The sequence below is a fragment of the Ruegeria sp. O11 genome (genome assembly GCF_056535285.1).
On sequence record NZ_JBQERS010000009.1, the window covers coordinates 70,095 to 94,288 of the forward strand.

The 24,194-nt window shown below is 53.7% G+C and carries 18 protein-coding genes and 3 pseudogenes; 7 read left to right on the plus strand and 14 right to left on the minus strand.

Annotated elements, in window-relative coordinates; genetic code table 11:
* Positions 1 to 99: 99 nt before the first annotated feature.
* Together ACRZ91_RS15800 and ACRZ91_RS15805 are read right to left on the minus strand one after the other, a co-directional pair.
* Positions 100 to 1,248 (minus strand): hypothetical protein, encoded by a 1,149-nt coding sequence (locus ACRZ91_RS15800; RefSeq protein WP_480906991.1) that lies wholly within the window; start codon positions 1,246 to 1,248, stop codon positions 100 to 102.
* Complete coding sequence (locus tag ACRZ91_RS15805) at positions 1,245 to 2,210, minus strand: phytanoyl-CoA dioxygenase family protein (protein ID WP_480906993.1); 966 nt, start codon at positions 2,208 to 2,210, stop codon at positions 1,245 to 1,247. The genes ACRZ91_RS15800 and ACRZ91_RS15805 overlap by 4 nt, the downstream gene beginning before the upstream one ends.
* A gap of 395 nt (positions 2,211 to 2,605) precedes the next feature.
* On the opposite strand from ACRZ91_RS15805, the gene ACRZ91_RS15810 reads away from it, so the two are divergent.
* From ACRZ91_RS15810 to pseF, 3 genes are all read left to right on the plus strand, one after another.
* On the plus strand, positions 2,606 to 4,750 hold the full coding sequence (locus tag ACRZ91_RS15810) for an alginate lyase family protein (RefSeq protein WP_480906995.1): 2,145 nt from the start codon (positions 2,606 to 2,608) through the stop codon (positions 4,748 to 4,750).
* A gap of 192 nt (positions 4,751 to 4,942) precedes the next feature.
* On the plus strand, positions 4,943 to 6,001 hold the full coding sequence (gene pseI, locus ACRZ91_RS15815; RefSeq protein ID WP_480906997.1) for a pseudaminic acid synthase: 1,059 nt from the start codon (positions 4,943 to 4,945) through the stop codon (positions 5,999 to 6,001).
* Position 6,002: 1 nt separating this feature from the next.
* A complete protein-coding gene (gene pseF, locus ACRZ91_RS15820) occupies positions 6,003 to 6,722 on the plus strand; it encodes a pseudaminic acid cytidylyltransferase (RefSeq protein ID WP_480906998.1) in 720 nt (239 codons plus the stop codon).
* A gap of 54 nt (positions 6,723 to 6,776) precedes the next feature.
* Here the strand turns inward: pseF and ACRZ91_RS15825 are convergent, their stop codons facing one another.
* On the minus strand, positions 6,777 to 7,241 hold the full coding sequence (locus ACRZ91_RS15825) for a GNAT family N-acetyltransferase (protein ID WP_480906999.1): 465 nt from the start codon (positions 7,239 to 7,241) through the stop codon (positions 6,777 to 6,779).
* Positions 7,242 to 7,360: 119 nt separating this feature from the next.
* Positions 7,361 to 7,480: pseudogene (locus tag ACRZ91_RS15830) on the minus strand (Mu transposase domain-containing protein); the annotation flags it as partial.
* A 156-nt stretch (positions 7,481 to 7,636) separates the two neighbouring features.
* On the opposite strand from ACRZ91_RS15830, the gene ACRZ91_RS15835 reads away from it, so the two are divergent.
* The 3 genes and pseudogenes from ACRZ91_RS15835 (at position 7,637) to ACRZ91_RS15845 (ending at position 10,439) form a co-directional block, all read left to right on the plus strand.
* Positions 7,637 to 7,780 (plus strand): integrase core domain-containing protein, encoded by a 144-nt coding sequence (locus ACRZ91_RS15835; RefSeq protein WP_480907000.1) that lies wholly within the window; start codon positions 7,637 to 7,639, stop codon positions 7,778 to 7,780.
* Between the two features lie 744 nt (positions 7,781 to 8,524).
* Positions 8,525 to 8,742: pseudogene (locus tag ACRZ91_RS15840) on the plus strand (IS6 family transposase); the annotation flags it as partial.
* 401 nt (positions 8,743 to 9,143) lie between these two features.
* Positions 9,144 to 10,439: a nucleotide sugar dehydrogenase gene (locus ACRZ91_RS15845; protein WP_480907002.1), complete on the plus strand. Its 1,296-nt coding sequence runs from the start codon at positions 9,144 to 9,146 to the stop codon at positions 10,437 to 10,439.
* Positions 10,440 to 10,802: 363 nt separating this feature from the next.
* Here the strand turns inward: ACRZ91_RS15845 and ACRZ91_RS15850 are convergent.
* Positions 10,803 to 11,179, minus strand: a pseudogene (locus tag ACRZ91_RS15850) (transposase); the annotation flags it as partial.
* Between the two features lie 361 nt (positions 11,180 to 11,540).
* Here ACRZ91_RS15850 and ACRZ91_RS15855 point away from each other — a divergent pair.
* On the plus strand, positions 11,541 to 13,685 hold the full coding sequence (locus tag ACRZ91_RS15855) for an alginate lyase family protein (RefSeq protein WP_480906995.1): 2,145 nt from the start codon (positions 11,541 to 11,543) through the stop codon (positions 13,683 to 13,685).
* 1,279 nt (positions 13,686 to 14,964) lie between these two features.
* Here ACRZ91_RS15855 and ACRZ91_RS15860 read toward each other — a convergent pair.
* The 9 genes from ACRZ91_RS15860 to ACRZ91_RS15900 all read right to left on the minus strand — a co-directional run bounded on the left by ACRZ91_RS15860 (position 14,965) and on the right by ACRZ91_RS15900 (position 24,183).
* Positions 14,965 to 15,861, minus strand: a complete 897-nt coding sequence (locus ACRZ91_RS15860) for an FAD:protein FMN transferase (protein WP_480907004.1) — start codon at positions 15,859 to 15,861, stop codon at positions 14,965 to 14,967.
* The gene (locus tag ACRZ91_RS15865; RefSeq protein WP_170773419.1) at positions 15,858 to 16,373 is read right to left on the minus strand and encodes a nitrous oxide reductase accessory protein NosL; all 516 of its coding nucleotides are present in this window, start codon (positions 16,371 to 16,373) and stop codon (positions 15,858 to 15,860) included. Before ACRZ91_RS15865 ends, ACRZ91_RS15860 begins: the two co-directional genes overlap by 4 nt.
* The gene (locus ACRZ91_RS15870; protein ID WP_480907006.1) at positions 16,370 to 17,191 is read right to left on the minus strand and encodes an ABC transporter permease; all 822 of its coding nucleotides are present in this window, start codon (positions 17,189 to 17,191) and stop codon (positions 16,370 to 16,372) included. The genes ACRZ91_RS15865 and ACRZ91_RS15870 overlap by 4 nt, the downstream gene beginning before the upstream one ends.
* A complete protein-coding gene (locus ACRZ91_RS15875; RefSeq protein WP_170542345.1) occupies positions 17,188 to 18,081 on the minus strand; it encodes an ABC transporter ATP-binding protein in 894 nt (297 codons plus the stop codon). Before ACRZ91_RS15875 ends, ACRZ91_RS15870 begins: the two co-directional genes overlap by 4 nt.
* Positions 18,071 to 19,327: a nitrous oxide reductase family maturation protein NosD gene (locus ACRZ91_RS15880; protein WP_480907009.1), complete on the minus strand. Its 1,257-nt coding sequence runs from the start codon at positions 19,325 to 19,327 to the stop codon at positions 18,071 to 18,073. The genes ACRZ91_RS15875 and ACRZ91_RS15880 overlap by 11 nt, the downstream gene beginning before the upstream one ends.
* A gap of 3 nt (positions 19,328 to 19,330) precedes the next feature.
* Positions 19,331 to 21,238, minus strand: a complete 1,908-nt coding sequence (nosZ, locus tag ACRZ91_RS15885; protein ID WP_480907010.1) for a TAT-dependent nitrous-oxide reductase — start codon at positions 21,236 to 21,238, stop codon at positions 19,331 to 19,333.
* A gap of 15 nt (positions 21,239 to 21,253) precedes the next feature.
* On the minus strand, positions 21,254 to 23,377 hold the full coding sequence (locus ACRZ91_RS15890) for a 4Fe-4S binding protein (protein WP_480907086.1): 2,124 nt from the start codon (positions 23,375 to 23,377) through the stop codon (positions 21,254 to 21,256).
* Between the two features lie 44 nt (positions 23,378 to 23,421).
* Positions 23,422 to 23,886 (minus strand): hypothetical protein, encoded by a 465-nt coding sequence (locus ACRZ91_RS15895; protein ID WP_480907012.1) that lies wholly within the window; start codon positions 23,884 to 23,886, stop codon positions 23,422 to 23,424.
* A 105-nt stretch (positions 23,887 to 23,991) separates the two neighbouring features.
* Positions 23,992 to 24,183, minus strand: a complete 192-nt coding sequence (locus ACRZ91_RS15900) for a hypothetical protein (protein WP_480422720.1) — start codon at positions 24,181 to 24,183, stop codon at positions 23,992 to 23,994.
* Positions 24,184 to 24,194 lie beyond the last annotated feature (11 nt).

The window sequence follows — 24,194 nt, forward strand, 5'->3', positions numbered from 1 at the left end:
CCAATGTCACAGCAGATTAGCGCTATTCATAATAGAGGCTAATTCACCACGTTGTCACCGCCAAGTTGAGACGTGAAGCCACTGCTTTCAATACCTGTGCTAACGCTCCGATAGACTGTCGATGAGGGTCAAGTCAGGTTCCAAAGCATCTCCCAGAACATTGAGATGCTCAGGTGAGACAACAATTGATTTATCTGTCACATTTTTTTTTGTGTTCATCAAATCGAAATCGAGCTCAAGCGAGAACAACGACGCCAATTCCCTAGCTGCATTCCAAGAGCTCTTAACGTCAAACCGATAGTCAAGGCCGCCAATCTCTTGTTTCGCTTCTTCAACGTTTATCGACTTTGAGAATGTCGACGTTTGTCGGTTAACCACATGCCTTGGGGCTCGTCTCGCCCAGGCTTCAAGATTCGCTCTTGGCCAAAAGGGCCACACCTCCCCGTGTTGCGGGAGTATGTTGAGCCTTTTATGAGACGTTGAATAATACTGGCGCCAAGCTGATACGGCACGCTGTTCTGCATTCCGTGTTGCAAGTATCTGGAAAACAGGTTCTTGCTTGGGCATCTTTAGACGCCAGCGAGATAGATGGTTGCTGGAGATATAAGGAATATCGCTTGCGTACTCTGTTAATAACAAGTTGAACAACTTTAGGGTGGTGTACGATGGAATTTTCGCCAGTCCAGACCTGTAAAAATAGTTTGCTAAGCACGAGTTGAACGCAGTTCCTCCACACTTTGGTATATGCCAGAAGAAAAGAGTTGCATCGCGCCGTTTGACGATTGTGTTGTTCCGAATCTCTCCCATTATGCTGGTGTCTACGACTTGACGCGCAAGCTCAAATTCGACCGACAGACCCAACTCCACCAAGAGTTTTAGGTGTACGTAAGACTCGTCAGATACGGATTCGGCGATTTTTTGCAGGGCCTTACGACCTCCAAGTATTTCCCAGCACTCACCAATGCTGTCGGAGTCCAAGAAGAATGAACATAGCATGCTCAACGATGTGAGCGCACCATGATGCCTGGGTTGCTTACGCAATATGCGAGCTAGGCGAGTGGATGCAGATGCATAGTCACCATTGACTGCACGATAGTTGGCATTTGCCACCGCGATCTCGGTACGATCTCCAAGTAAATAGAGCTCGATTGGTGGCCTAGTCGAAACGCTTTTTTCCATTCTAGCAAGAAAGGCTTCAGGAAACTTCTGCCTTGCACTTGCCTTCTTAGCTTCGATCCAGGTGTTCATTTGTAGCGCATCACTAATACGCGCCGCTCCGCATCAGGTTTTTGCGGGATACCGCGATGAAAACCGGCCTGATCGCTCAGGACAAATGATCCACGTGGTGCCAGAACGGGTAGGACCATCGACATATCCACAAAGGGCGCCTCGGTCTTTGCTTCTGCAAGTTCCGATATTTTTTGATTGGCTCGGCGCCAAGGCCCATCCTTATGCGAACGCCGTACGTAGCAGTAAGGGCCGTCGCTTAACTCTCGCACATCACTCAGATAGACAAATCCTTTGAGAGACGGGTTGTAAGAGTCGGCGTGAAAACCGCGTGTCTTTTCGACCCCGCGGTTTAGGTATAGGTTCAAATTCTCAGCCACCGCATTTGTTTGTTCTTCCGCGATCAACCGCAGCAGCCATTCCTGGGTGAAGGGGGTGCGCAATATATGCCGTTCGCCTTCAATAAATTTGTCGAAATTGAAGACATCCACCATACCTGCATCAGCACCACCACGAACGGAGACAATGCTCTTCTTATGGCTCGCCATGGCATTGTAGCCGCTCACCTTCTTGATTGAAGACTGTACGATCATGGATTTGTCTTCATACGCACCATCGGCATCAACTTTTTGCATCGCGTCTTTGACCTTTTCCGATGCAACCTCTGCCAGTGCCAGCGAGTCACTGCTCAGAAAATCGCGTACAATAAGAATGCCTTCTTGTTTCAATATTTTGGACGCCGCACGATACTCGGTATCACTAGATATCTTGGGTATCGAAACGGCGTCCACGCGGTCTGCAATTTCTGCTTTCGAGAGGGCACTAATTTGGGCGAGCACAGAGTCGTTGAGGGTATCTAGGTCGCGGATTCCGAATTTCTCGTCCTTGATCAGATCCGAACCAGCGGGTGCTTTCTCTGCATTTGGTGCAATCTGGTTTGCCAAAGCTTCAGTATGCCGCTTCTTTCTTGGCCAAATTCGCATCTTCGTATCTCCAGCTTTGCCCCAAGTATCAGCTTCTATGTTAGTCGGCTTAATACGGGTTGAAATGCGGTAGTTCCACTCCAATCGTTCGTTTTATCCGCACTGCAGAGAACAAAGGCTCAGAAGAGCCGAGCCAATCATGAGCGAATTTTTGCTTTTGAATTGGTTGATGAGATCAAACAAAGCCAATATGCGTACCAAAGCGATCTTACAGGAGGCAAGCTTTGCTCGAACGACTTAAACACGACTTCAAGCGAAGCTCCCTACAAATCAGAATAGCAATCATCGCTCTGTTTCCTCTCTACCTGCTTTACAGGCTGAACAGGCATTGGCGAGACATAAGGCGCAACCGCATCAGGCGCAATCGCTTCGGTACTTCTTATGAAGTGCCGCGTATGGGTGATATAAGCGGTACTCTGCGAGATGTGAATCAAGCGCCCATTGATCCAAGACTGGAATCTGATATCAACGATTTGGCGGATACATTCGCGCTCTGTCGTATTGTCGGCAACGATCTCGAGCCAAGGCACAAGGTTGGCCAAAGCCTCTCAAATGTGCGCTTTATTTTAGACAATGAACCAGAATTCGAGGGCGTAAAAAAGTTATGGTTGCTCAACAGGATATTTAACGCGGAGACTGAAGCAAAGATTATCGACTTGCTTGAGGAACGAGGGCAGACCTATCGACGTATCGCCTTCGATCCAGAAGAATATCAGTCTATCGGATACAGTTTCGATACGTTCAAACAGCCTGATATGTTCTACGACGGACATCTTGAAATAGATTCAACCAGTACGCGCACGACGCAGGCGGTTATGCAGGCTTACCGCGCCCGCAATAACTATGTGATGCACAACAACGGCGCACGAAATGCAGCTCTCGATTTTTGTCTGGAATACGGCAAGTGGGCGCTGCCTTTTGATGGGAATTGCTTCCTTACGTCCTCAGGATGGGCACAGCTGCATTCGAACATCTTAGAGGCCCGGGACAAGCGATATTTTGTTGTTCCAATGGCAAGGATCACCAACAATCAAGATTTGCTGGAACCTAACAATACCTTTTCTGCGGAAGAAGAGCCCCAATTGGTTTTTCGATGCGATGCACCATTGAGGTTCAACGAGGACCTTCCATATGGTCGTCGTCCAAAGGTTGAGCTTTTCATGCATCTTGGTATCGAGGGTCCGTGGACGCGATGGCCTGTGGAAGATTTCGACATTCCGCCACGCCGAGTTCACCCTGATGGTCATCGGGTTGGGCAAGCCGGTTGGGTCGCGCGGCTGGCGTCAGGAAAAGCCCACCTTGAACAGGCTGATCGGAAGGCATTTGTTAACCGTGGTCTCGCACGCGCTTCTGCGATCCGTTCGACTTTGGACATGTTGTCGGCGCGCCCAGTCCGTGCGTCGTTCGCGCAAGACCAAGCCCTATCTTATGACCTGACCACGGCTGATCCGGCACAGTCAGAAGATTGGGTAGCTGTTCGGGAAGCTGCACAGCAGGCTTTAGAACGAGGTCCATTTTCGGTTACGCAAAAACCCGAGCCCGGCCCCTCTGGCGATCTTCGCGACTATTTTCATCCAGCGCCATATTGGTGGCCGAACCCAAACTCGAAAGATGGTTTGCCCTATGTCAGGCGCGACGGTGAACGACTACCGGGCACTGAACTTTACGAACCAGAGAGCGGCCGCTTCGATCGAACTCGTTTACAACGCGTCTTCGACGACACCACAGCCCTTGCATTAGCGAGTACATTACAAGACGCCGATCCGAGCTTCCACGCACACGCCTGCTCAATTCTGAGGACGTGGTTTCTTGACGCGAAAACAGGAATGAAACCCAACCTTTCATATGCACAGGTTCGGATGGGTCACCAGGGCAACATGGGTGCCGCCCGTGGACTCATTGAAACCAAGGATTTTTACTTTCTTCTGGATGCGGTTCGGCTCCTTGAGGATTCGCGCACAACCGACCGTATGAAAGAGTGGAGCTTAGAGTTCTTTGATTGGTTCACCAATAGCGCCCAAGGTCGCCAAGAGTGTAGAGCCGCCAACAACCACGGGACGTGCTATGACTTGCAGGCCGCCAGTCTTGCCGCTTTTTTGGAAAAAGAGGATGATTTGCAAGCCATTGACTTACGAGCGCAAGCTCGTGCCATCTCCACGATTACTCCTGAGGGAGATCAACCACACGAACTGCAGCGCACACTGACGCAGCACTATTGTACTTTCAATTTGCAGAGTTGGGTTAACCTATTTGACCTTCTTTCGGCTGTGGGGTTACGCCCCTGGAAAAGTGATGCTGGCGAGAGGGTGCGCGTTGGACTACGTCGCATGTTGACGCTGTCAAAACAAAACTGGGGGCACCCCCAGATCAAGCCATTCGACAGCGATAGGTTGCTGCCCCTGAATGAGACACTGAAAAACCAAACAGGAGAGGATATACTTGGGCGCGCGGAAAGTGATGGGCCTGTCAGTTTCTTTCCTCATGATGGGGTTGCCCCGTTCTGGCGTTTGACAAGGCTAGGGCGCCAAGAAGAAGCGTAGGTAGCGCATCCTTAAATGCTGCGTCAGGAAGGGAGCTCTAAGCAATGGCAACAATAAATGCATGCCCAAAAAGTGCAAAACCCTATGGGCGGAACGCGACAACGGGTTATCGATTACAACGGTGCCACACTCGCTATAAGGCATGAGTCAATTAAAACTAAGAACAGGCAGCGCGAAGTTTTGGAGAGAAAAATGAAAACCATAGAGATAAACGGGCGCAGGATTGGCGCAAATTTTCCTCCTTTCATAGTTGCTGAATTATCAGGTAATCATAACCACGATCTTGGGCGGGCAATAGCACTCATTGAAGCTGCTCACCATGCCGGAGCCGACGCTGTCAAACTGCAAACCTACACAGCAGACACCATTACAATTGACTGCGATCGCCCTGAGTTCATTCTCAAGGGGGGGTTGTGGGACGGGCGTCGGCTTTATGATCTTTATAAAGAAGCACATACTCCATGGGAGTGGCACAAACCACTCTTTGTAAAAGCAAAAGAACTTGGAATTACAGTGTTTTCCTCGCCTTTTGATGCGACTGCAGTTGATTTTTTGGAAGACTTGGAAGCGCCAGCTTACAAAATTGCGTCGCCTGAGTTAGTCGATATTCCTCTTATTCGCCGAGTTGCCCAAACTGGCAAACCAATGATTATGTCGACCGGGATGGCGAATTTGCAAGAAATTGAAGACGCGGTTGCAACAGCACGCTCGGCGGGATGCGAAGACATCATACTGTTGCACTGTACATCGGCCTATCCCACATCACCAACGGAGGCCAATCTAACAACAATCCCAGATCTTTGTGCGCGTTTTGACATACTGTGTGGATTGTCTGATCACACCATGGGCACGGTAGTACCGACTGCTGCAGTCGCGCTTGGTGCGGTGTTTATCGAAAAGCACTTCACTCTGGCACGAGCAGACGGGGGAGTTGATAGCACATTCTCACTTGAACCTGACGAACTGAAGGAACTCGTAGATCATGCTCAGATTGCTTTTTCATCGCTAGGCCAGCCCGCATTACAACCAACTGCAGCAGAAGGCACTATCCTGAAGAACCGCCGTTCGCTCTATGTAGTGGCGCCAATGGCTAAAGGGGATCAATTTAGCGCAGAAAATGTACGCTCAATCCGGCCTGCTAATGGCTTGCCGCCAAAATTCTACGATGAAGTGTTAGGCAAAACAGCGTCCCGCGATATCAGTTTTGGTGAGCCATTGGCGTCTGAGATGATTTCGACTGGGTTGAAGTAACGTGGAGAACAGAGCGACTACGCAATCATCAAAGTCTCGTATTGCGATCATCCCTGCACGAGGTGGATCCAAACGTATCCCACGCAAGAATATCCGTAGTTTTCGAGGCAAACCCATCATCGCCTGGTCTATTGAAGCCGCTCTAAACAGCGGTCTTTTCGATGAAGTCATGGTTAGTACAGATGATGAGGAAATTGCCGAGATCGCGATACAATACCGAGCGTCAGTTCCTTTTCGGAGGTCTTCCGAGGCATCAGGTGATCACGCGACAACTGCTGATGCGCTTCTTGAGGTGTTGACCGCTTATTCAGACACAGAACGGCGCTTCGATCAGGCGTGTTGCATATATCCTACGGCTCCATTTGTCTCAGCGTCGTTTCTAAGCAAGGGATTGGATTTGCTGGTGAGCACGGATTTTAGTGTTGTAATGCCGGTCACTCGTTTCAATTATCCAATTTGGCGTTCGCTGCAGTACGAACAGGAAGGCCGGATCTCACTTAATTTTCCAGAGAACCGGGACTTACGATCCCAAGATCTCCCGGAGGCGTATCATGATGCTGGACAATGGTACTGGTTCGATGTCAGGGATTTTCTGCGTACCAAAGCACTTTTCGGTGACAGGACCGGTGCGATTGTGCTGCCTGAAACGCATGTGCAAGATATCGATACGGAGGAGGATTGGGCAATCGCAGAGCTGAAGCATGAACGTCTTCTTCCCTAACTCTTAACGAATGTCTCGTGTGCGAGCGGCCTGAAACGCAACCTTGAGGAACAATTACCTCAACAATTCGTAAACTTCTAAGCCATCCTTTTCCCCGCAGCGTTTAAATCCCACCGCTGCAAACGCTTTTACGCTGGCTACGTTACAGGATTTGATTAAGGCGATATATCTGACGGGTTTTCGATATTTTTCGACATGCGCGATTGAAGCAGACAATACTAATTTGGAGTACCCTTTGCCCCTGACTTCTGGGTTCAAGGTCACTGAGACCTCGACGGTTCCGTCTGAAACCTGCGTATCGAAACGTGTAGTCCCAATAAACTGGGTGCTTTGCGAATCGTGCCGAACAAGCATCAGTAGTAATCTGAGTGGATCTTCAAGCGCGGCCTCAAACCATTTTTTATGGTCTGCAGGCGAAACTTGGCCAGAGGTGCGGGACATACTCCTAGTACGTTCGTCGTTGCGCCAACGTAAGAGAATGTTGCAATCTTTTAGGGTTGCTTCCCTGACTTCCAGCATGTCTTTATCTTTGTTCCCATTTAGAACTATTCCCCGATATTGTTGCACGAGTTAAGCTGCCCCACCTTACTGATCCAGTATGATAATTAGTTCATGACTAGCCTCTGGTCCACCGGGCGCTTTCGTGTTGTTTCCGGCACCGCATAGTAATTGCAATCAACTGAGACTATGCCTTCATGGCTGACCCGCTGCTCCACCGTCAGCATCGCATCATAAGGAATGGCTGGCAGCGGTTTGAGCGCAAGCTTTCGCGCCTTTGTCCCGTGGCCGATCCGCGCTTCTCTATCGAGGCCAGGATGTCGTGCAGACGCTCGAACGAGTCTGTGGGAAAATCGGCTATCCAAAGACAATACGTTGCGACAAAGGCAACGGGTTTATCTGCTGCGACCTGATCTTTGGGCTTTTGCCGACGATGTCACGCTGGACTTCTCGCAACCCGGAAAACCATAGACAATGGCTTCATAGAGGCGTTCAACAGCAAGATCAGGGCGGAGTGTCTGAACACCCACTGGTTCATGAGCCTTGCGAATGTCCACTAAAAGCTGGAGGATTGGCGAAAACACCACAACGAGGACAGACCCTACGGCGCAATCGGAAATAACGTCCCGATTGCCGTGCACTATCCAGATGGCGTCATCAGCCCGTGATCGCAAAGAGCCGGAAGAACCCAGTTTAAGGCGGTCCAATGTGGGAGAGCAGAGAACAAACCCGCAGACTCTCGTTATGAGCGAGGGGCCAGTGGGGACAGGATAAAGGCAAAATCAGCATTGGGGGTATCAGTGGGGGTACCTTCATCTAATGGTGGGAAATTTACTATTCCTAATATAATAGTTATGTAGTCTTTTAGATTCCCGCTTGATACTGCGACACATGCCGCGTAAATGGATCCCGTGCCAATACGATTACATTGATTGGAATGCTGGGGCGTATGTTGAGCAGATAATCAACGACATTTGGATACTCTGTGTTGTAACTGCCTAGGTCTGTTTTGACCGAATCTAGCGGCGTTGTAGCATAAACGCCCTTCAGTAAACGCATTAGGAATGTCGAAGCAGTTCCAGTCTTTCTGTAGATCAGGAATATTTCGGGGCGCTTCGTCAACGGGTTTTCATAATCGAATTGTTTGCCGAAACGAGTGAAAGGTTGCAGATGGCGTAGCAAGGATTTCATTGCATTTCCGAAGTTCGCGGTATTTGATCATACTAAACGCCCCGCTTAAAATGAAACCGGGTATTGTCCGCCGTCAGGGATTTTGGGACAGATGGCGGCGTGAGTTGTTTTGGATGAAGATACCGACAGATATGCCACACCCGAACGGCTTTCGTTTCCCACGTGATGTGATTGCATACTCGGTCTGGGTGTATCGTCGGCTTTCTTTGAGCGCAGTAGATATCGAGAATATTCTTGCTGAGCGGGGCGTAATTATCAGCCGCGAAACCGATCGGCTTGTGTGAACCGGTTTGGCCGCCATTTTACGGACTGTATCAAACACGATGGTCCCCGAGAACACGGGAAACTCGCACCCCACAAGGCCTTCCACGAAGATCTGGTGTCTCAGGATGATGACATGACGTTGCCGGAGCTTGCAGGCGCTGGTCATGAATCCTGACCCCAAATCCGCCTTTACCCGTCCGTTTAAGGCAAATACATATGGTCATACCAAAACCATGCAGACGCTTAATTGGAAGCGCTTGAATATTCTCGCAGAAGCTTTCTATGCATCCAAGGGTCAGACACTACTGGGAGAATAGGCGAAAGACCGCAGGCGCGGCACTCCAAAGAAGCCAATATCTCGGTGGCAGAAGGGTCAGTCATGTACTAATCGCCACTTTAGATCACGCCACTCGATAACAACATATACATTGCACGGTGTTTAGAGCAGAGGATTAATAGGAAGATAACATGGAGTTGAAAGAGAGTTTTGCCTTAAAACAGGCGAAAATAGGAATAATTGGCCTTGGCTATGTTGGCATACCCCTCGCGCTTTCAATTGCCAAAACAGGTTTACCAGTCTTAGGTTTTGACATCCTGAAGGAACGTATCGAGCAGATGAACGGAGGTCATAGTCCGATCAAACATATCGCTCATAAGGAGATTGCCAACCTTAAGGAGAACGGTTTTGAGGCAACGACAGACTTCTCCCGCGCACGAGAGTGCGACGCTTTAATCATCTGTGTGCCCACACCCCTAAATTCCAATCGCGAGCCCGATCTGAGTTTTGTGCGCTCGACTATGGAGTGTATTCAGCATCACCTGCGTGGTGGGCAACTCCTTAGCTTGGAGAGCACCACATGGCCGGGAACAACCGCTGAAGTTCTATTACCTTATATCGAAGGTCGGGGACTGAAAGTTGGTTCAGATTTTTTCCTGGTTTATTCACCGGAGCGTGAAGATCCCGGCAACCCTGAATTCGAGACAACGACCATTCCAAAAGTTGTTGGAGGTCACACTGCGGCTTGCCTCGAGGCAGGCCGCGCCCTCTACGGTACATTCATCGACAATGTCGTACCCGTAAGCTCAACCCAGGCCGCTGAAATGGTGAAGCTACTGGAAAACATCCACCGTTCCGTGAACATTGGTTTGGTTAACGAGATGAAGATTGTCGCCGATCGTATGGGACTCGATATTTTCGAGATCGTGGACGCCGCCGCTACTAAACCTTTTGGGTTTACACCATACTATCCGGGTCCCGGTATTGGAGGACATTGCATCCCAATTGATCCCTTTTACCTTACGTGGAAAGCCCGAGAATACGGATTGCATACGCGCTTTATTGAGTTAGCAGGTGAGATCAATGCAGCGATGCCGCAGTATGTGGTCGACAAGGTGATACGTGCGCTTAATGAAGCGGAGAAACCTATCAAGGGTGCTAAAATTCTGGCTCTGGGGATCGCCTATAAACGAGACGTGGATGACATGCGGGAAAGCCCTTCTGTATTCGTGATGGAACTCCTGCGGGAATGGGGAGCTGATGTGCAATATTCAGACCCCAATGTCCCAGTTTTTCCACCTATGCGCGAACATGCATTTGATTTGTCTTCTGTAACCCTTACCCCAGAAGTACTCGCTCAATTTGATGCTGCGATCTTGCTGACCAACCATACTGGTTTTGACTACGATATGATTGAAAAGCACACAAATGTTCTAATCGATACACGTGGTGTCTATCGCGACGCGGCTGATGTTGTGCGTGCATAGGATTAGCTATGCAAAATAACGACAAAAATAATAATCTCCATAGGGGTTTCCATCGAAAAGTGTGTATGTGTCGCCAGATGACCTTCGGCCGGTTCAATCCACACGCCAAATTCGAGTCTTAGAGATACTGGATGACGAAAATCGCGCTGCTCGGGCCGAGCTCGCCTTACAATAAAACGCGACAGAAAGCTAAAAAATATCGTTAATAGCAAGCGCACCTTGGTTGATTTTGCTGGCACCCCTAACGATCCTATGGGCTGTGAGAAGGGTCATCGGAAAGCAACGCAAAAATGCCCTGTCTTCCGAGATTGGACTCGTTCAGGATCAGTAGCTTAACCGTATTAAGATTTTGCATGCCTAGTACTGTTGTGTCGAGCGATGCTGCCCCAGCACCCGAAAAATCTGGCGTTCCGCTACCTTCATCTCGCTTCTGATCAGGTCGATGCAGACACGCCGCCGGGTGGGGCTCAGAAGTTTCCCTGAGCCGCTTCCTTCAAGATGAGCCCGTCGATTGTGAGACCAGAGACGGCCTTTCGCAGACGCTCATTTTCATTCCGCAGACGTTTGAGTTTCTTTAGTTGATCGGTTCCCATCCAACCATATAGCTTGCGCCACCCGTAATAGGTCTGTTTCGCTATGCGAACCTCGCGGATCGCATCTGCACGCATCATTCCTTGTCCGCCAAGCACATCAACTTGCCGCAGATTCTGAACTATTTCTTCTGGCTTGTGTCTCTTGATCTACATTCTCGATCCTCCGTTCCTCACAAATAACGGCGATCCAAATCAAATGGGACACTCAAGGGGCACTGCAGAGAACAAAGGCTCAGAAGAGCCGAGCCAATCATGAGCGAATTTTTGCTTTTGAATTGGTTGATGAGATCAAACAAAGCCAATATGCGTACCAAAGCGATCTTACAGGAGGCAAGCTTTGCTCGAACGACTTAAACACGACTTCAAGCGAAGCTCCCTACAAATCAGAATAGCAATCATCGCTCTGTTTCCTCTCTACCTGCTTTACAGGCTGAACAGGCATTGGCGAGACATAAGGCGCAACCGCATCAGGCGCAATCGCTTCGGTACTTCTTATGAAGTGCCGCGTATGGGTGATATAAGCGGTACTCTGCGAGATGTGAATCAAGCGCCCATTGATCCAAGACTGGAATCTGATATCAACGATTTGGCGGATACATTCGCGCTCTGTCGTATTGTCGGCAACGATCTCGAGCCAAGGCACAAGGTTGGCCAAAGCCTCTCAAATGTGCGCTTTATTTTAGACAATGAACCAGAATTCGAGGGCGTAAAAAAGTTATGGTTGCTCAACAGGATATTTAACGCGGAGACTGAAGCAAAGATTATCGACTTGCTTGAGGAACGAGGGCAGACCTATCGACGTATCGCCTTCGATCCAGAAGAATATCAGTCTATCGGATACAGTTTCGATACGTTCAAACAGCCTGATATGTTCTACGACGGACATCTTGAAATAGATTCAACCAGTACGCGCACGACGCAGGCGGTTATGCAGGCTTACCGCGCCCGCAATAACTATGTGATGCACAACAACGGCGCACGAAATGCAGCTCTCGATTTTTGTCTGGAATACGGCAAGTGGGCGCTGCCTTTTGATGGGAATTGCTTCCTTACGTCCTCAGGATGGGCACAGCTGCATTCGAACATCTTAGAGGCCCGGGACAAGCGATATTTTGTTGTTCCAATGGCAAGGATCACCAACAATCAAGATTTGCTGGAACCTAACAATACCTTTTCTGCGGAAGAAGAGCCCCAATTGGTTTTTCGATGCGATGCACCATTGAGGTTCAACGAGGACCTTCCATATGGTCGTCGTCCAAAGGTTGAGCTTTTCATGCATCTTGGTATCGAGGGTCCGTGGACGCGATGGCCTGTGGAAGATTTCGACATTCCGCCACGCCGAGTTCACCCTGATGGTCATCGGGTTGGGCAAGCCGGTTGGGTCGCGCGGCTGGCGTCAGGAAAAGCCCACCTTGAACAGGCTGATCGGAAGGCATTTGTTAACCGTGGTCTCGCACGCGCTTCTGCGATCCGTTCGACTTTGGACATGTTGTCGGCGCGCCCAGTCCGTGCGTCGTTCGCGCAAGACCAAGCCCTATCTTATGACCTGACCACGGCTGATCCGGCACAGTCAGAAGATTGGGTAGCTGTTCGGGAAGCTGCACAGCAGGCTTTAGAACGAGGTCCATTTTCGGTTACGCAAAAACCCGAGCCCGGCCCCTCTGGCGATCTTCGCGACTATTTTCATCCAGCGCCATATTGGTGGCCGAACCCAAACTCGAAAGATGGTTTGCCCTATGTCAGGCGCGACGGTGAACGACTACCGGGCACTGAACTTTACGAACCAGAGAGCGGCCGCTTCGATCGAACTCGTTTACAACGCGTCTTCGACGACACCACAGCCCTTGCATTAGCGAGTACATTACAAGACGCCGATCCGAGCTTCCACGCACACGCCTGCTCAATTCTGAGGACGTGGTTTCTTGACGCGAAAACAGGAATGAAACCCAACCTTTCATATGCACAGGTTCGGATGGGTCACCAGGGCAACATGGGTGCCGCCCGTGGACTCATTGAAACCAAGGATTTTTACTTTCTTCTGGATGCGGTTCGGCTCCTTGAGGATTCGCGCACAACCGACCGTATGAAAGAGTGGAGCTTAGAGTTCTTTGATTGGTTCACCAATAGCGCCCAAGGTCGCCAAGAGTGTAGAGCCGCCAACAACCACGGGACGTGCTATGACTTGCAGGCCGCCAGTCTTGCCGCTTTTTTGGAAAAAGAGGATGATTTGCAAGCCATTGACTTACGAGCGCAAGCTCGTGCCATCTCCACGATTACTCCTGAGGGAGATCAACCACACGAACTGCAGCGCACACTGACGCAGCACTATTGTACTTTCAATTTGCAGAGTTGGGTTAACCTATTTGACCTTCTTTCGGCTGTGGGGTTACGCCCCTGGAAAAGTGATGCTGGCGAGAGGGTGCGCGTTGGACTACGTCGCATGTTGACGCTGTCAAAACAAAACTGGGGGCACCCCCAGATCAAGCCATTCGACAGCGATAGGTTGCTGCCCCTGAATGAGACACTGAAAAACCAAACAGGAGAGGATATACTTGGGCGCGCGGAAAGTGATGGGCCTGTCAGTTTCTTTCCTCATGATGGGGTTGCCCCGTTCTGGCGTTTGACAAGGCTAGGGCGCCAAGAAGAAGCGTAGGTAGCGCATCCTTAAATGCTGCGTCAGGAAGGGAGCTTGCAGTATTGCCGACAGTTGCAATCTCGCCAAAGCGCGAAAGATCATCAAAAACTGCAGGATCGACCATAACACAAAACGAGCGCGCACTTTTGTTGGCGGGCTAGTTTCAGATTATTAGGCGAATCTCAGTGTACCTCATGCTTGCTTCGTTTGAGTTATTCAGTAGTTCCGCTTAGCAGGCATTGACCACAATTCAATCAATACGAAGAGGCAGAAACGGCTTTTACGTCCAAACGATCGGGATCAAGGAGCAGGGTCACAACTTAGCCTCAGATATTTAGCTTTGAGGCGGAATTCTTATCCATTAAGGTCGTTGCCTTTTGATCGCTGGGCTGTCCACTTTATGACTGCTCTGACTGATTTCTTTTTGATCCGTCTAATTTCTCTCTGCTCGCCCAGAGACATGCATATTCTCGCAACACGGCTGGCTCGTCTTTGTGCAGCGCCATTAAAGCGCAAGCTGCCCACATCGCTACATCATATTCCGAATTGGAACGTTTCAGCCGGTATGCATTTACGGCTGCACTGTTTGGGGTTGAGGGTTCGAACATCAGTTCCTGAGCCGATCACAAAAAAGCATATATTGTTAGAAAGCCAGAAAAAATCCCAATTGAGGCAACCGTGAAGTTTAGAGAGAAGTTTAACATCGGGTCTTCCAATCTAGAAAGTTTGGCAGGTGCCGTATAATCGTCGGCGACATAACATACTGTTAGTATGCCGGAATGTCTTTGAATGGATCGAAAACGCATCGTTAACATTGCGTTAACAATTCGCGCGATTTCGGAGCTTTGTAGGTTGTAATCGTGCAGATCTACTGATCTTCGTCCGCCTCAAGCGGACAGCGCCTTCGTTCGGATCGATGCAAATATTTGAGGAAATGCGCCAACAATCTGCTACTCGACGCATTTCAATGAGTAAAAAGTGTTTGAAAAAACTTAACCCTATTAGACGCTTAAGGGCGGTTAGAGGAACTCTCTTTCAGTTACTGTGCTTGCAATATTCACTCGAGGAAATCATAGCTCGATGTTGGCGTGCCTCCTCGGGGAACTTGGCTAAAGCATCAATACAATGCGGTTCGTTGATGGGCGCAAACCCCTCCATCTCACTGGCCAGCCGTCAAAATCAATTCACATTGGCGAACATAATTCTCCAACAAAACCATTCACTGAATATCCCGACCGTAACGGGGCACCCCAAAGCGAGCGCTAGATATTTTTGAGGTGCCCGCCGCTCTTGTGGCTCAGAGTAGCATCTCGATTTTCGCCCCTGGAAACCGCGACGCCAGCACGTTTGCTCCGCTATCCGGAGTCAGGCAAAGGGCGGTTGATAGCCCATCGGCAACAACAGCCTGAGGTGCGGATACTGATACTGCGCGTTGCGTAACTTTGTGCCCTTTCGGGTTCAGGATATGGCCATGTTTGCCCTGTAACATCGTACCGCCGGGCGCTGAGGTTGCGACAGCTCGATCCTGAAGCCTGATTCGTTTGGCCAACGTGCCATCGGGGGCGGCAAGCCCCACGCGCCATGGTTCGCTAGTGTGTGGCTGGCCAAGAGCGGCGACCTCACCCATATCCACCAATACATTGCGCAGATCGAAGGACCGCAGCAAAGCAACAATCCGGTCGGTGATCGCACCTTGCGCAATCCCGTTCAACGTGATCGCCGAATGTCTGGGATATGGCAGGCGGATTTCATCCGTACCGACATGCACGTTGTTCCATCCGATCGTTGCATGCGCGCGTTCCACTATTGGCTGCTCCGCTCCGCTGGCTAGCGCCAGCCAGAGCGGCTGGATCGTCGGATCAAACGCCCCGCCCGAGGCTTCGTGAAGCACGGAACACAGGCTCAGCACCTCCAGCAGCTCAGGCGCAGGTGCATTCAAGTGACCGGTGCGGTTCAACTGGCTGATCTGAGAATGTGGTCGGTAGAGGCTGAAGATATCCTCAAGCCGGTTCAATTCGGCCTCGACCGCAGCAAAGATCGGCGCGGCCTGTACACCCGTCAGGCCTTCAAGCCGCAGGCTTGCAGGTGCGCCCAGCGCGATGCCGCGCCATTGGGCCGAACTGCTGGCGGCTGCGGGCATGGCGGCGCAGGCGGCTGAGATGGTCAGGAAGCGACGGCGGGTCAAAACGGTCATGCGGGGGTCTCCAGAATCAAGTCCAGATCGACGGGTCCAAGGACTTCGGCATCGGGGATCTCGGGCAGGGGCAAAGCGGACCCGCCATAGCGCAGGATAAACGCTTCGGCCTCGTCGAGTTTCGCAAATGGGACGACCTCGCGCGCGCCCATGCCTCCGGCGACATCTGCGCCGACGACAAAGGTCGCACCATCGGCTGCGATCCAGTTAGAGATGCCCGGTTGCCCCCAGCTGGGGGCGACACCCATGTCGCTGACGTAAACAGCGGTGATCTTGGCATCGCGTTCGGGGCTTTTCAGATAGGCGAGCATGTCGCGCACCTGAGCAAAGAACAAAGGCGCAGGATAGCCCTCAAGATGAATCTGACCTTTGGGCCCGCCATGTTCCGCGATGTTCATCTGGCAGAAATAGCTCAGCGCATCGGGGGTCAGATCAACCGGGTCGGGGGCCTCGGCGACCTCTTCCTTGCAGGCCGCCAACGCGACCAAGGCGATCAGGGCGAGGCGCTTCATGGCTCGACCCTCCGGAATGCGATCCGGGCAAGTGCAAAGCCTATCACCGGCCAGATCAACAGTGAGACGGGTGCAGCCCAGACCGGCAGAGCTTGCGCCGCCCCGGTCATGCCGGAAGCCATCGCGACGCCTTCGGTCGCGGCGATGTTCCATAGTCGGAAAGCGTCGGCCGGGTTGGCCACCATCACCCATGGAAAGACGGATTGGGTGAAAGTGCCGCCCTTGTCCATGACCACGGCCCCCAACAGGCCCAGATCATAGAGGACGACAAAGACCAGCCAGAGCCCAGCCGACAGACCCGCTGCCGCCGTGGCCCCCTTTGCCAGGGCGGACAACAGGTATCCAAGCGCCAGAAAGACAGCGCCCAACAGGATGGATGTGAGGATGAGGCGGACCAGCGCCATCAGGCTCTCTGGCCCCGCGCCGCCAAAGAAGGCGGCCACTGCGCCTGCGGTGCCGAAACCGATGGTCATGGCAAAGGCCAACGCCGCGAGGTGGGCGGTGAACTTGCCCAACAGGATTTCTCCGCGCCCAGCCGGGTAAGACAGCAGCAGCGAAAGGCTGCCGCGATCCACGTCGCCGGCGATGGCGTCAAAGGCAATCATCAGCGCCAGCAGCGGCGCAAGATAGACCGACAGCGTGGTCATTGACGCGACCGAGACGGTCAGCATTTCGACGCCTAGCGTGCCGGTAGGTGCGCTGCCAGCAAAGGTCAGAGCCAAGGCGAACAGAACCATGATCAACGTGGCGACCAGCAGCCAACGGTTGCGGCGCAGGATCAGCATTTCTGTGCGGGTGATGGCGAGGAAGCGAGTCATTGCAAATCCTCCTGTGCGTAGTGGCGATAGAGATCTTCCAGCTTGGGCGGGGTCATTTCCACATCCGCGACCGCATCGCCCAGTCCAGCGATCCGGCGCAGGGCCTCCATCTTGTCTTCGGGTGTGCAGAGCAATTCAACAGATGCCCCATTGATCCGGCTGCCGCCCAGTTCAGCGGCCAGCACATCCGGATTGGCGCTGGCGCGTACCTTCAAGCGGATCGGTAGACCGGCCAGAGCCGACAGATTGTTCAGGGTGTCGTCGGCGACCATCTGACCCTTGCGCATGATGGCGATCCGGTCGGTGCGCGCCTCGACCTCGGTCAGCGCGTGTGAGGCAATCAGAACGGCGGTGCCTTGGGCAGCTAGTTCGTCGATGATGGCGTACAGGTCCTGCCGAGAAATCGGGTCCAGCCCGCTTGTCGGTTCATCCAGCAAGGCCACTTTCGGTTGGCCCAACAGCACCTGCGCCAGGCCCAAACGTTGCCGCATGCCTTTGGAATAGGTGCCGATCCGACGGTCCAGAGCGTCGCTCAGGCCGACACGATCCAGCAAACCGGACACATCGGCTTTTGCGCCTGAAAGCTGCGCAAACAGGGTCAACTGCTCACGCCCGGTTAGCGCGGGATGAAATGACACCGCTTCGGGCAGATAGGCCGTCTCGCGCCGGGCCTGAGCACTACCGGGGGTGGCGTCTCCGATCCGAATGGCTCCGCCATGGATCGGCGTCAGGCCGAGGATAGATTTGATCAGGGTCGACTTGCCCGCGCCGTTATGGCCCAACAGCGCAACGCGCTGGCCGGGGGCAAGGGACAGGGTGATATCGTCAAGAACGCGGGTTTTTCCACGGTCCTTGAGAACATGGTCGATTGACAGGGCCTTATCCGTCATGAGGCACCTTTTTCATAGCTGGGGGTTCAGGGGCTTGCATCAATGGATTGCTGTCCATCACACCCCCCGGTAACAGCGCCGGGAAGGCCGATTGAGACCAGCGCACCAGTTGCACGGCTGGGGAGCCGAGCAACAATTTGGCTGAGGGTTGGGTCCACAGCACATGGTCCATACTGTCATTGGGGCGATAGGGGGCATCGGCAATGCCGTTGCCATCCACATCATAAGCGGCGAAATCGGACCAGTAATTTCCGCGCCCGTCTTCGGACCACTCGACCCATTTGGTCGAGACATATTTCACCTGCGTCCGGTTTCCGATGAATGAGTTGCCAACGATACGGTTGCGCTCAGACCCAGCAGTAAAGTGGATGCCGATGCCGCATCCCTGGAACCAGTTGTCGGTGAATTCGTTCTTGTTGGAGTTATAGAGGAAGGTGCATTTTTCCTTGGCACCTTTCACCACGTTGCCGGTAATGGTGCTCTTGTTGGCATAGTTCAGCATCACGCCATGTTCGCGGTCACCAATCGAGATATTGTTGGCCACGGTCACATTAGTCGTGAACATCACCGCATAGCCCAGATCATTGCCGATCGAGACATTGTCGCTGACCACCGAATTGTCGGCATACATGTAATGCACGGCAAAGCGCAGGTCGCGGAACAGATTGTTGGTGAAGGTGTTCTTCTTGGACGAGTTCACAAAAATCCCGTCACGACCGTACCGGATGTCATTGCCATCAACCACTGCGCCGGGGGCATTCCAGACATAGACGCCATTGCCTCGGTCGTTCATCCGTTGGTCCAAACGTCCTTCGATCCGGTTGCCACGCACGATGCTGTCTTTGGCCCCGTGAATGTCGACGCCGTAGAGGTTGCCTAGCAGCACGTTATCCTCGACCACGGGCGCCTTAGCCGTTTTGGTCAGCTGGATACCACTGTCGATACCCTCATGGCTTGAACCGGAACCGATAACTGTCAGACCACGCACAGTCACGCCCGGCCCGGTCACGGTGATGACGCTTCCGTTTCCTTGTCCGTCAATGGTGGCCTGTCCCAGCCCGTCGAGGGTTACGGGCCGGTCCAGAACCAGTGTTTCGGTGTAGACACCGGGGCTCAGGCGGAGGGTGTCTCCATCCGCCGCCTGCGCCAGTGTTTCTTTGATGGCCCCCGCCCGGTTGGGCACATCCCAGTCCGCCGCCCAAAGGGGCGAGCCGAGCAGGAGCGGTATGAGCAGGGGCCAACGCATGGGTTATGCTCCCTGCGGCTCGACGAGCATCCGGCCGCGCATTTCCATGTGCAGCGCGTGGCAGAACCACTGGCAATAGAACCAGTGCACGCCCGGACGGTCAGCGGTGAAGGTGATCGACGCGGTTGCCATTGGCCCGATCTCGAAGGCGATGCCGTAATTGCCCAGGCAGAAGCCGTGGGTCACGTCGTCCACGTCATCCAGGTTGGTGACAAAGATTGTTACCTCGTCGCCCTGTTTGACGGTGAACTTCTCAAGGCTGAAGGTCGGCGCCTGCGAGGTCATGTAGACCCGCACCTTGTTGCCATCCCGGATGGGCTCTTCTGCGCCTTCTTCCAGATCGACGCCATCGGCTTCGGCCTGTTTGCGGGCGTCTTCCCAAGTGACGTCGTTGCGGTCCCATACGTTGACCGGGTTGACGATGTCGCTGCGAACGATGATCGAGTCATGCGGTTCGGCAAAGGTCGGCCCGTCGTGAACCACTTTCATCTCGTCGGAAGAGATGTCGATCAGCTGTTCGTTTTCAGGCTTCAGCGGACCCACATTCAGGAAGCGGTCTTTCGAGAACTTATTCATCGAAATCAGCCACTTGCCGTCGGCATCCTTGGTTTCACCCATGGAAGTCGAGTTGTGACCCGGCTGATAATGCACATCGACCTTCGAGATGATCGGATCGACATCTTCACCCGCGTAGGCGCGGATCGCCTTATCCATGTTCCACTTCACGATCTGACTGTCGAGGAACAGCGTGGTGAACGCGTTGCCCTGACCGTCATACGCGGTGTGAAGCGGGCCAAGACCCAGCTGCGGCTCACCCACGATGCAGGATCGCGGATCGGCATCGCTTTCGAACAGGGCGTCCAGCTTGGTCACATCCATGATCGATACGGTCGGCGACAGCTTACCGTTGATGCAGACATGCTTGCCATCAGGCGCGGTGTTGATGCCGTGGGGCGAGTTCGGGATCGGGATGTAGCGGGTGTATTTCTTGTTCTGACCCTTACGGCCGTCCAGAACCTTGACGCCTTTCAGCTCCTGATAGTCACCAGCCTCGATGCCTTTTTCGATTTCCGCGAGGTTGAAGACAACAACGTGGTCCAGTTCGTTCTCGGTCATCTCGGCCAGGTTCATACCCATTTCCGAGTTGTACGAGGTCGAATAGGCGTATTTGCCCTGATAGTCGCAGTCGGTGTTGTCGAGGTTCCCCGAAACGATCACCTGCCATGCCACTTCCATGGTATCGCCGTCCAGCGCGGTGAAGATGTTCACGTATTGCGACGGATCGTCCAGCACGGTGCCATCGTTGACCAGCGGAGTTTCATCTTCACCATTGGCAAAGACATAACCGGTGCGCGGGAATTTCTGCGGACGCAGACCGTGGATCGCCTTGGCATTCGGGATCTCGGTGATCTTGTCGCATTTCATCACATCGCAACGCACACGGGCGACACGGGTGTTGGCCTTGTCGTTCATGAACAGGTAACGGCCGTCATAGGTGCCGTCGGTGAACGACATGTGCGGGTGGTGCAGGTCGCCGTTGTCATAGGTTTTCATGCCCCGCTTGGCGAGGAATTCCTTGGTTTCCGGCAGCAGGCCATCGGTCATGATCTTAAGCGACTCGTTGGTCTGACCCCAGCCAGTTGCAGAGCAACGGTTAAACACCGGCACCCGCATCAGCTCGCGCATGGACGGGAAGCCCAGGATGCGCAATTCACCGGTCTGACCCGAAGACCAGAAGCCGTAATATTCGTCCAGCTCTCCGGGCTCCAGGTTGGCATTGGCCGCAGCGCTGGCCTGTTTCGCGGTCATCAGGGTCGAACCTAGGCCGGTCCCGGCCAGCACTGCACCGGTGGCGGTTGCCCCCAGCATCCCTCGGCGGGTGATGTTCAGTTTGTTGTCTTGTTCCGACATGATCGTTCCTCCTTTTTAGGAAACGGATTGCGGTTTGGCGTTCGGATGGTTCGCCGGTGGTTGCCCGAGGGGGGCCTTGATGTTGACCGACCCTGTCTTGGCCCGCCGTTTAAGCTGGCGGATAACGACGGGACATTTGTCCTCGGACTGGTAGAGCACCTGACAATGCAGGCAGGTGACGCACTCGTTCGGGTTGATCTCACCAGTGGGGTGGATGGCCTGAACGGGGCATTCGTTGGCGCAGGTCTGACAAGGGCTGCCGCATTCCTTGTAGCGGCGCAGCCAGTCGAACATGCGAATTCGGGCAGGGATAGCCAACGCTCCGCCCAGCGGGCAGAGGTAGCGGCAATAGAACCGTTCGATGAACAGCCCGATCCCCAGCAGGGTCAGCGCAAAGACCACAAAGGGCCAGTCGCGCATGAACTTCAGAATGATGGCGGTCTTGAACGGCTCGATCTCGGCATAGGTCTCAGCCAGCGGGATCGAGACAAAGCTGAGCCCGAAGAGGCCAAGGAAGATCATGTATTTCGCAGGCCACAGACGTTCGTTCAGTCCCCATGGCAGCGTCCATTGTGGCACTTTCAGCGCGCGCGCGATCTTGTTGGTCAGTTCCTGCAGCGCACCAAACGGGCACAGCCAGCCGCAATAAGCCCCGCGTCCCCAGAACAACAGGGCGGCGGCCACGGCAAACCACTGGATGAAGACCAGTGGATCCAGCAGGAAGGCGTCCCATGAGAACCCGGTGCGCAAGCTGCCCGCCAGAGCCATCAGGTTCACCACGCTCAGCTGCGCATTGGCGTACCAGCCGATAAAGAACAGCGTCAGGGTCAGATATCCGATGCGGAACCAGTAAAAGACCCGGGCGTTCATCGTGGCGTGGAACTGGAAGAAGAAGGTTGCGGTCAGCACCAACAACATGACGCCCAGACCGGCAATCTCGACCGTGCGATCCTTCCAGATGCGTTTCCACAAGGCGGCCTTTGCTGCGGCTTCGCCAGTGGCGTCATCCACAACAGTGGGGGCTGCGACTGGCAACAGATACTGCTCGGGCAGCTTGTAGCCCAGATCGAAGGTCAGGAAGGTTTTGTCGACCGCACCCACGGCCCTTTGCACCAGCAGTTGCAGGCGGAACGGCTCGGCCGGGTTGAATTCGGCTTCGGCGGGAATCTTGAAGATATCCAGCTCGGTGAAACTGGGCGCGTCCGGGGCTGCAACCCTGCCAAGACGCTCTTGCTGCTTGTCGAAGAACCGTACCGAATTGTCGCCCTGGATAAGCTGAATCCGGTCGAAGATTCCGCCGCGTACGTAGCCTGAACCCTTGAAGCTGTAGGCCCCGCGCCCCAGCACCAGAATAGCCTGTTCGCCCTCATCCAGCCATTCGACAAGGTTCTGATATTCCGCCTCGCCCAATAGCGATTTGCCGATCGATGGGACCGAGACCAGCGCCACGTGCATGTCGATGAACGTGTCATCCGGCTCACCCGGTTCAGGGCGTTTGATGGCGCGCTGATCGCCAGTGGCTTCAAAGGCAGCGTTGACCTGGCCGACATCCAGTGTCAGCCGCCGGATCGAACCGTCACCCGACAATGTGGTCCAGTCGTAAACGGCATCCTGTGCCATATCGACTTCGCGTTTCGGCCCGTCTGCCTGTAGCGGAGACAACCCGCCCAGACCCAGTGCTCGGGCCACCTTGATGCCACCACGCACAAGGCTGTCATCGATCACCATGATCGTCACCGTCGCACCCGAGATGATGTCGAGGTCATGTCCCTCGCCGCCGGTTTCAGCCTCAACCTTCAGGTCCAGACCGGCATAGCCTTCGGTCAGCTCAACCATGCGCGAGTTTGGGATGCCGATCAGAACGATGGGTTCCGAGTGCTTGACCAGCTGCACACCGGTCAACACCGCGTCGTCATCGATGGCGGCAACCACATGGATCGGTTTGCCGGAATATCCGGTGGTGCCCACGAAGTCAGAAGTCAGGAAGGCCCAGGCAACGGTCTCGCCGCCCTTAAGAACGGGCGCAACCGGAACGTCATCGCGGACCGGCCCAAAGGCATCGGCACCGGGGGCCAGATCGGCGGGTTCAATCTCGGGCAGGAAGCTGGCAAGGCTGTCGGCTTGGGCGCTGATCGCCATCAGGCAGGACAGGGCAAAGGCCAGCAGGAAATGGATTGCGCGACTTACGACCACGGCGCACCTCCGATACTTAGGGTGGACGCCATGGACGCGCGCGGGGCGCGTTCAGATGTATTTTGGGTCGGGCACGGGGGTCCCCGGGTTTCGGGCCACAGCCGATCCGAGTTGTACAACACGGAAGATTTGCTGTTCTGAACCTGTACAACAAGGAAGATTCCGATTTGCGGCACTTGCGCCAGCTCGGGCACGGGTGCCGCGCTGGTGACAGCGCACAGCGCGCAATCGGCGCATTTCGGGCAGTACGCGGTCGGGTCTTCGGTGCCCTCCTCAAGGTCAACCTCAACCCAGACCGCGCCGCCTTCCGAGCAGATCTCCACCCAGACACTTTCACCGGGACTCGCCAGCGCCGTTCCAAAGGTCTGCAGCAATAGAAGGAGCATGCCCGCCAACCCAGCTGCCGCGCGAACCGCACGGGCAGGGAGATTGTGCAAAGGGACGAGGGCAGGCATGGAGACTCCGACTCGGGAAGCTATGCTGCGTGTTCTAGGGGATTCTCTCGGCGCGATACTTGACTTAGGTCAGGTTCTGGAAACTTTCGATTTTAACATTTGAAATCAACCATCTGCCTCATCCATCAACCCTCGCACCCAACGCCCCGCCAACCACGCGGCAGGTATGCCCAATGGGATCGACCACAGGATCGCGGGCACCGGCCCGATGGCACCAAATCCAGCGCTGTGCAGGATCAGCCCGGCCAGAAACAGGTTGATGGCCACGGTCAGAGCCGTGGCCGGGTAAAGCAGCATGGCTAGCTTCC

Coding starts and splice junctions, on each gene's coding strand:
- ACRZ91_RS15860 (WP_480907004.1), bottom strand. CDS start 15,861: ATGACCGTTTTGACCCGCCGTCGCTTCCTGACCATCTCAGCCGCCTGC.
- ACRZ91_RS15810 (WP_480906995.1), top strand. CDS start 2,606: ATGGGTGATATAAGCGGTACTCTGCGAGATGTGAATCAAGCGCCCATT.
- nosZ (WP_480907010.1), bottom strand. CDS start 21,238: ATGTCGGAACAAGACAACAAACTGAACATCACCCGCCGAGGGATGCTG.
- ACRZ91_RS15865 (WP_170773419.1), bottom strand. CDS start 16,373: ATGAAGCGCCTCGCCCTGATCGCCTTGGTCGCGTTGGCGGCCTGCAAG.
- ACRZ91_RS15895 (WP_480907012.1), bottom strand. CDS start 23,886: ATGCCTGCCCTCGTCCCTTTGCACAATCTCCCTGCCCGTGCGGTTCGC.
- ACRZ91_RS15825 (WP_480906999.1), bottom strand. CDS start 7,241: ATGCTGGAAGTCAGGGAAGCAACCCTAAAAGATTGCAACATTCTCTTA.
- ACRZ91_RS15880 (WP_480907009.1), bottom strand. CDS start 19,327: ATGCGTTGGCCCCTGCTCATACCGCTCCTGCTCGGCTCGCCCCTTTGG.
- ACRZ91_RS15800 (WP_480906991.1), bottom strand. CDS start 1,248: ATGAACACCTGGATCGAAGCTAAGAAGGCAAGTGCAAGGCAGAAGTTT.
- pseI (WP_480906997.1), top strand. CDS start 4,943: ATGAAAACCATAGAGATAAACGGGCGCAGGATTGGCGCAAATTTTCCT.
- ACRZ91_RS15900 (WP_480422720.1), bottom strand. CDS start 24,183: ATGCTGCTTTACCCGGCCACGGCTCTGACCGTGGCCATCAACCTGTTT.
- ACRZ91_RS15845 (WP_480907002.1), top strand. CDS start 9,144: ATGGAGTTGAAAGAGAGTTTTGCCTTAAAACAGGCGAAAATAGGAATA.
- ACRZ91_RS15890 (WP_480907086.1), bottom strand. CDS start 23,377: ATGGCGATCAGCGCCCAAGCCGACAGCCTTGCCAGCTTCCTGCCCGAG.
- ACRZ91_RS15855 (WP_480906995.1), top strand. CDS start 11,541: ATGGGTGATATAAGCGGTACTCTGCGAGATGTGAATCAAGCGCCCATT.
- ACRZ91_RS15875 (WP_170542345.1), bottom strand. CDS start 18,081: ATGACGGATAAGGCCCTGTCAATCGACCATGTTCTCAAGGACCGTGGA.
- ACRZ91_RS15870 (WP_480907006.1), bottom strand. CDS start 17,191: ATGACTCGCTTCCTCGCCATCACCCGCACAGAAATGCTGATCCTGCGC.
- ACRZ91_RS15805 (WP_480906993.1), bottom strand. CDS start 2,210: ATGCGAATTTGGCCAAGAAAGAAGCGGCATACTGAAGCTTTGGCAAAC.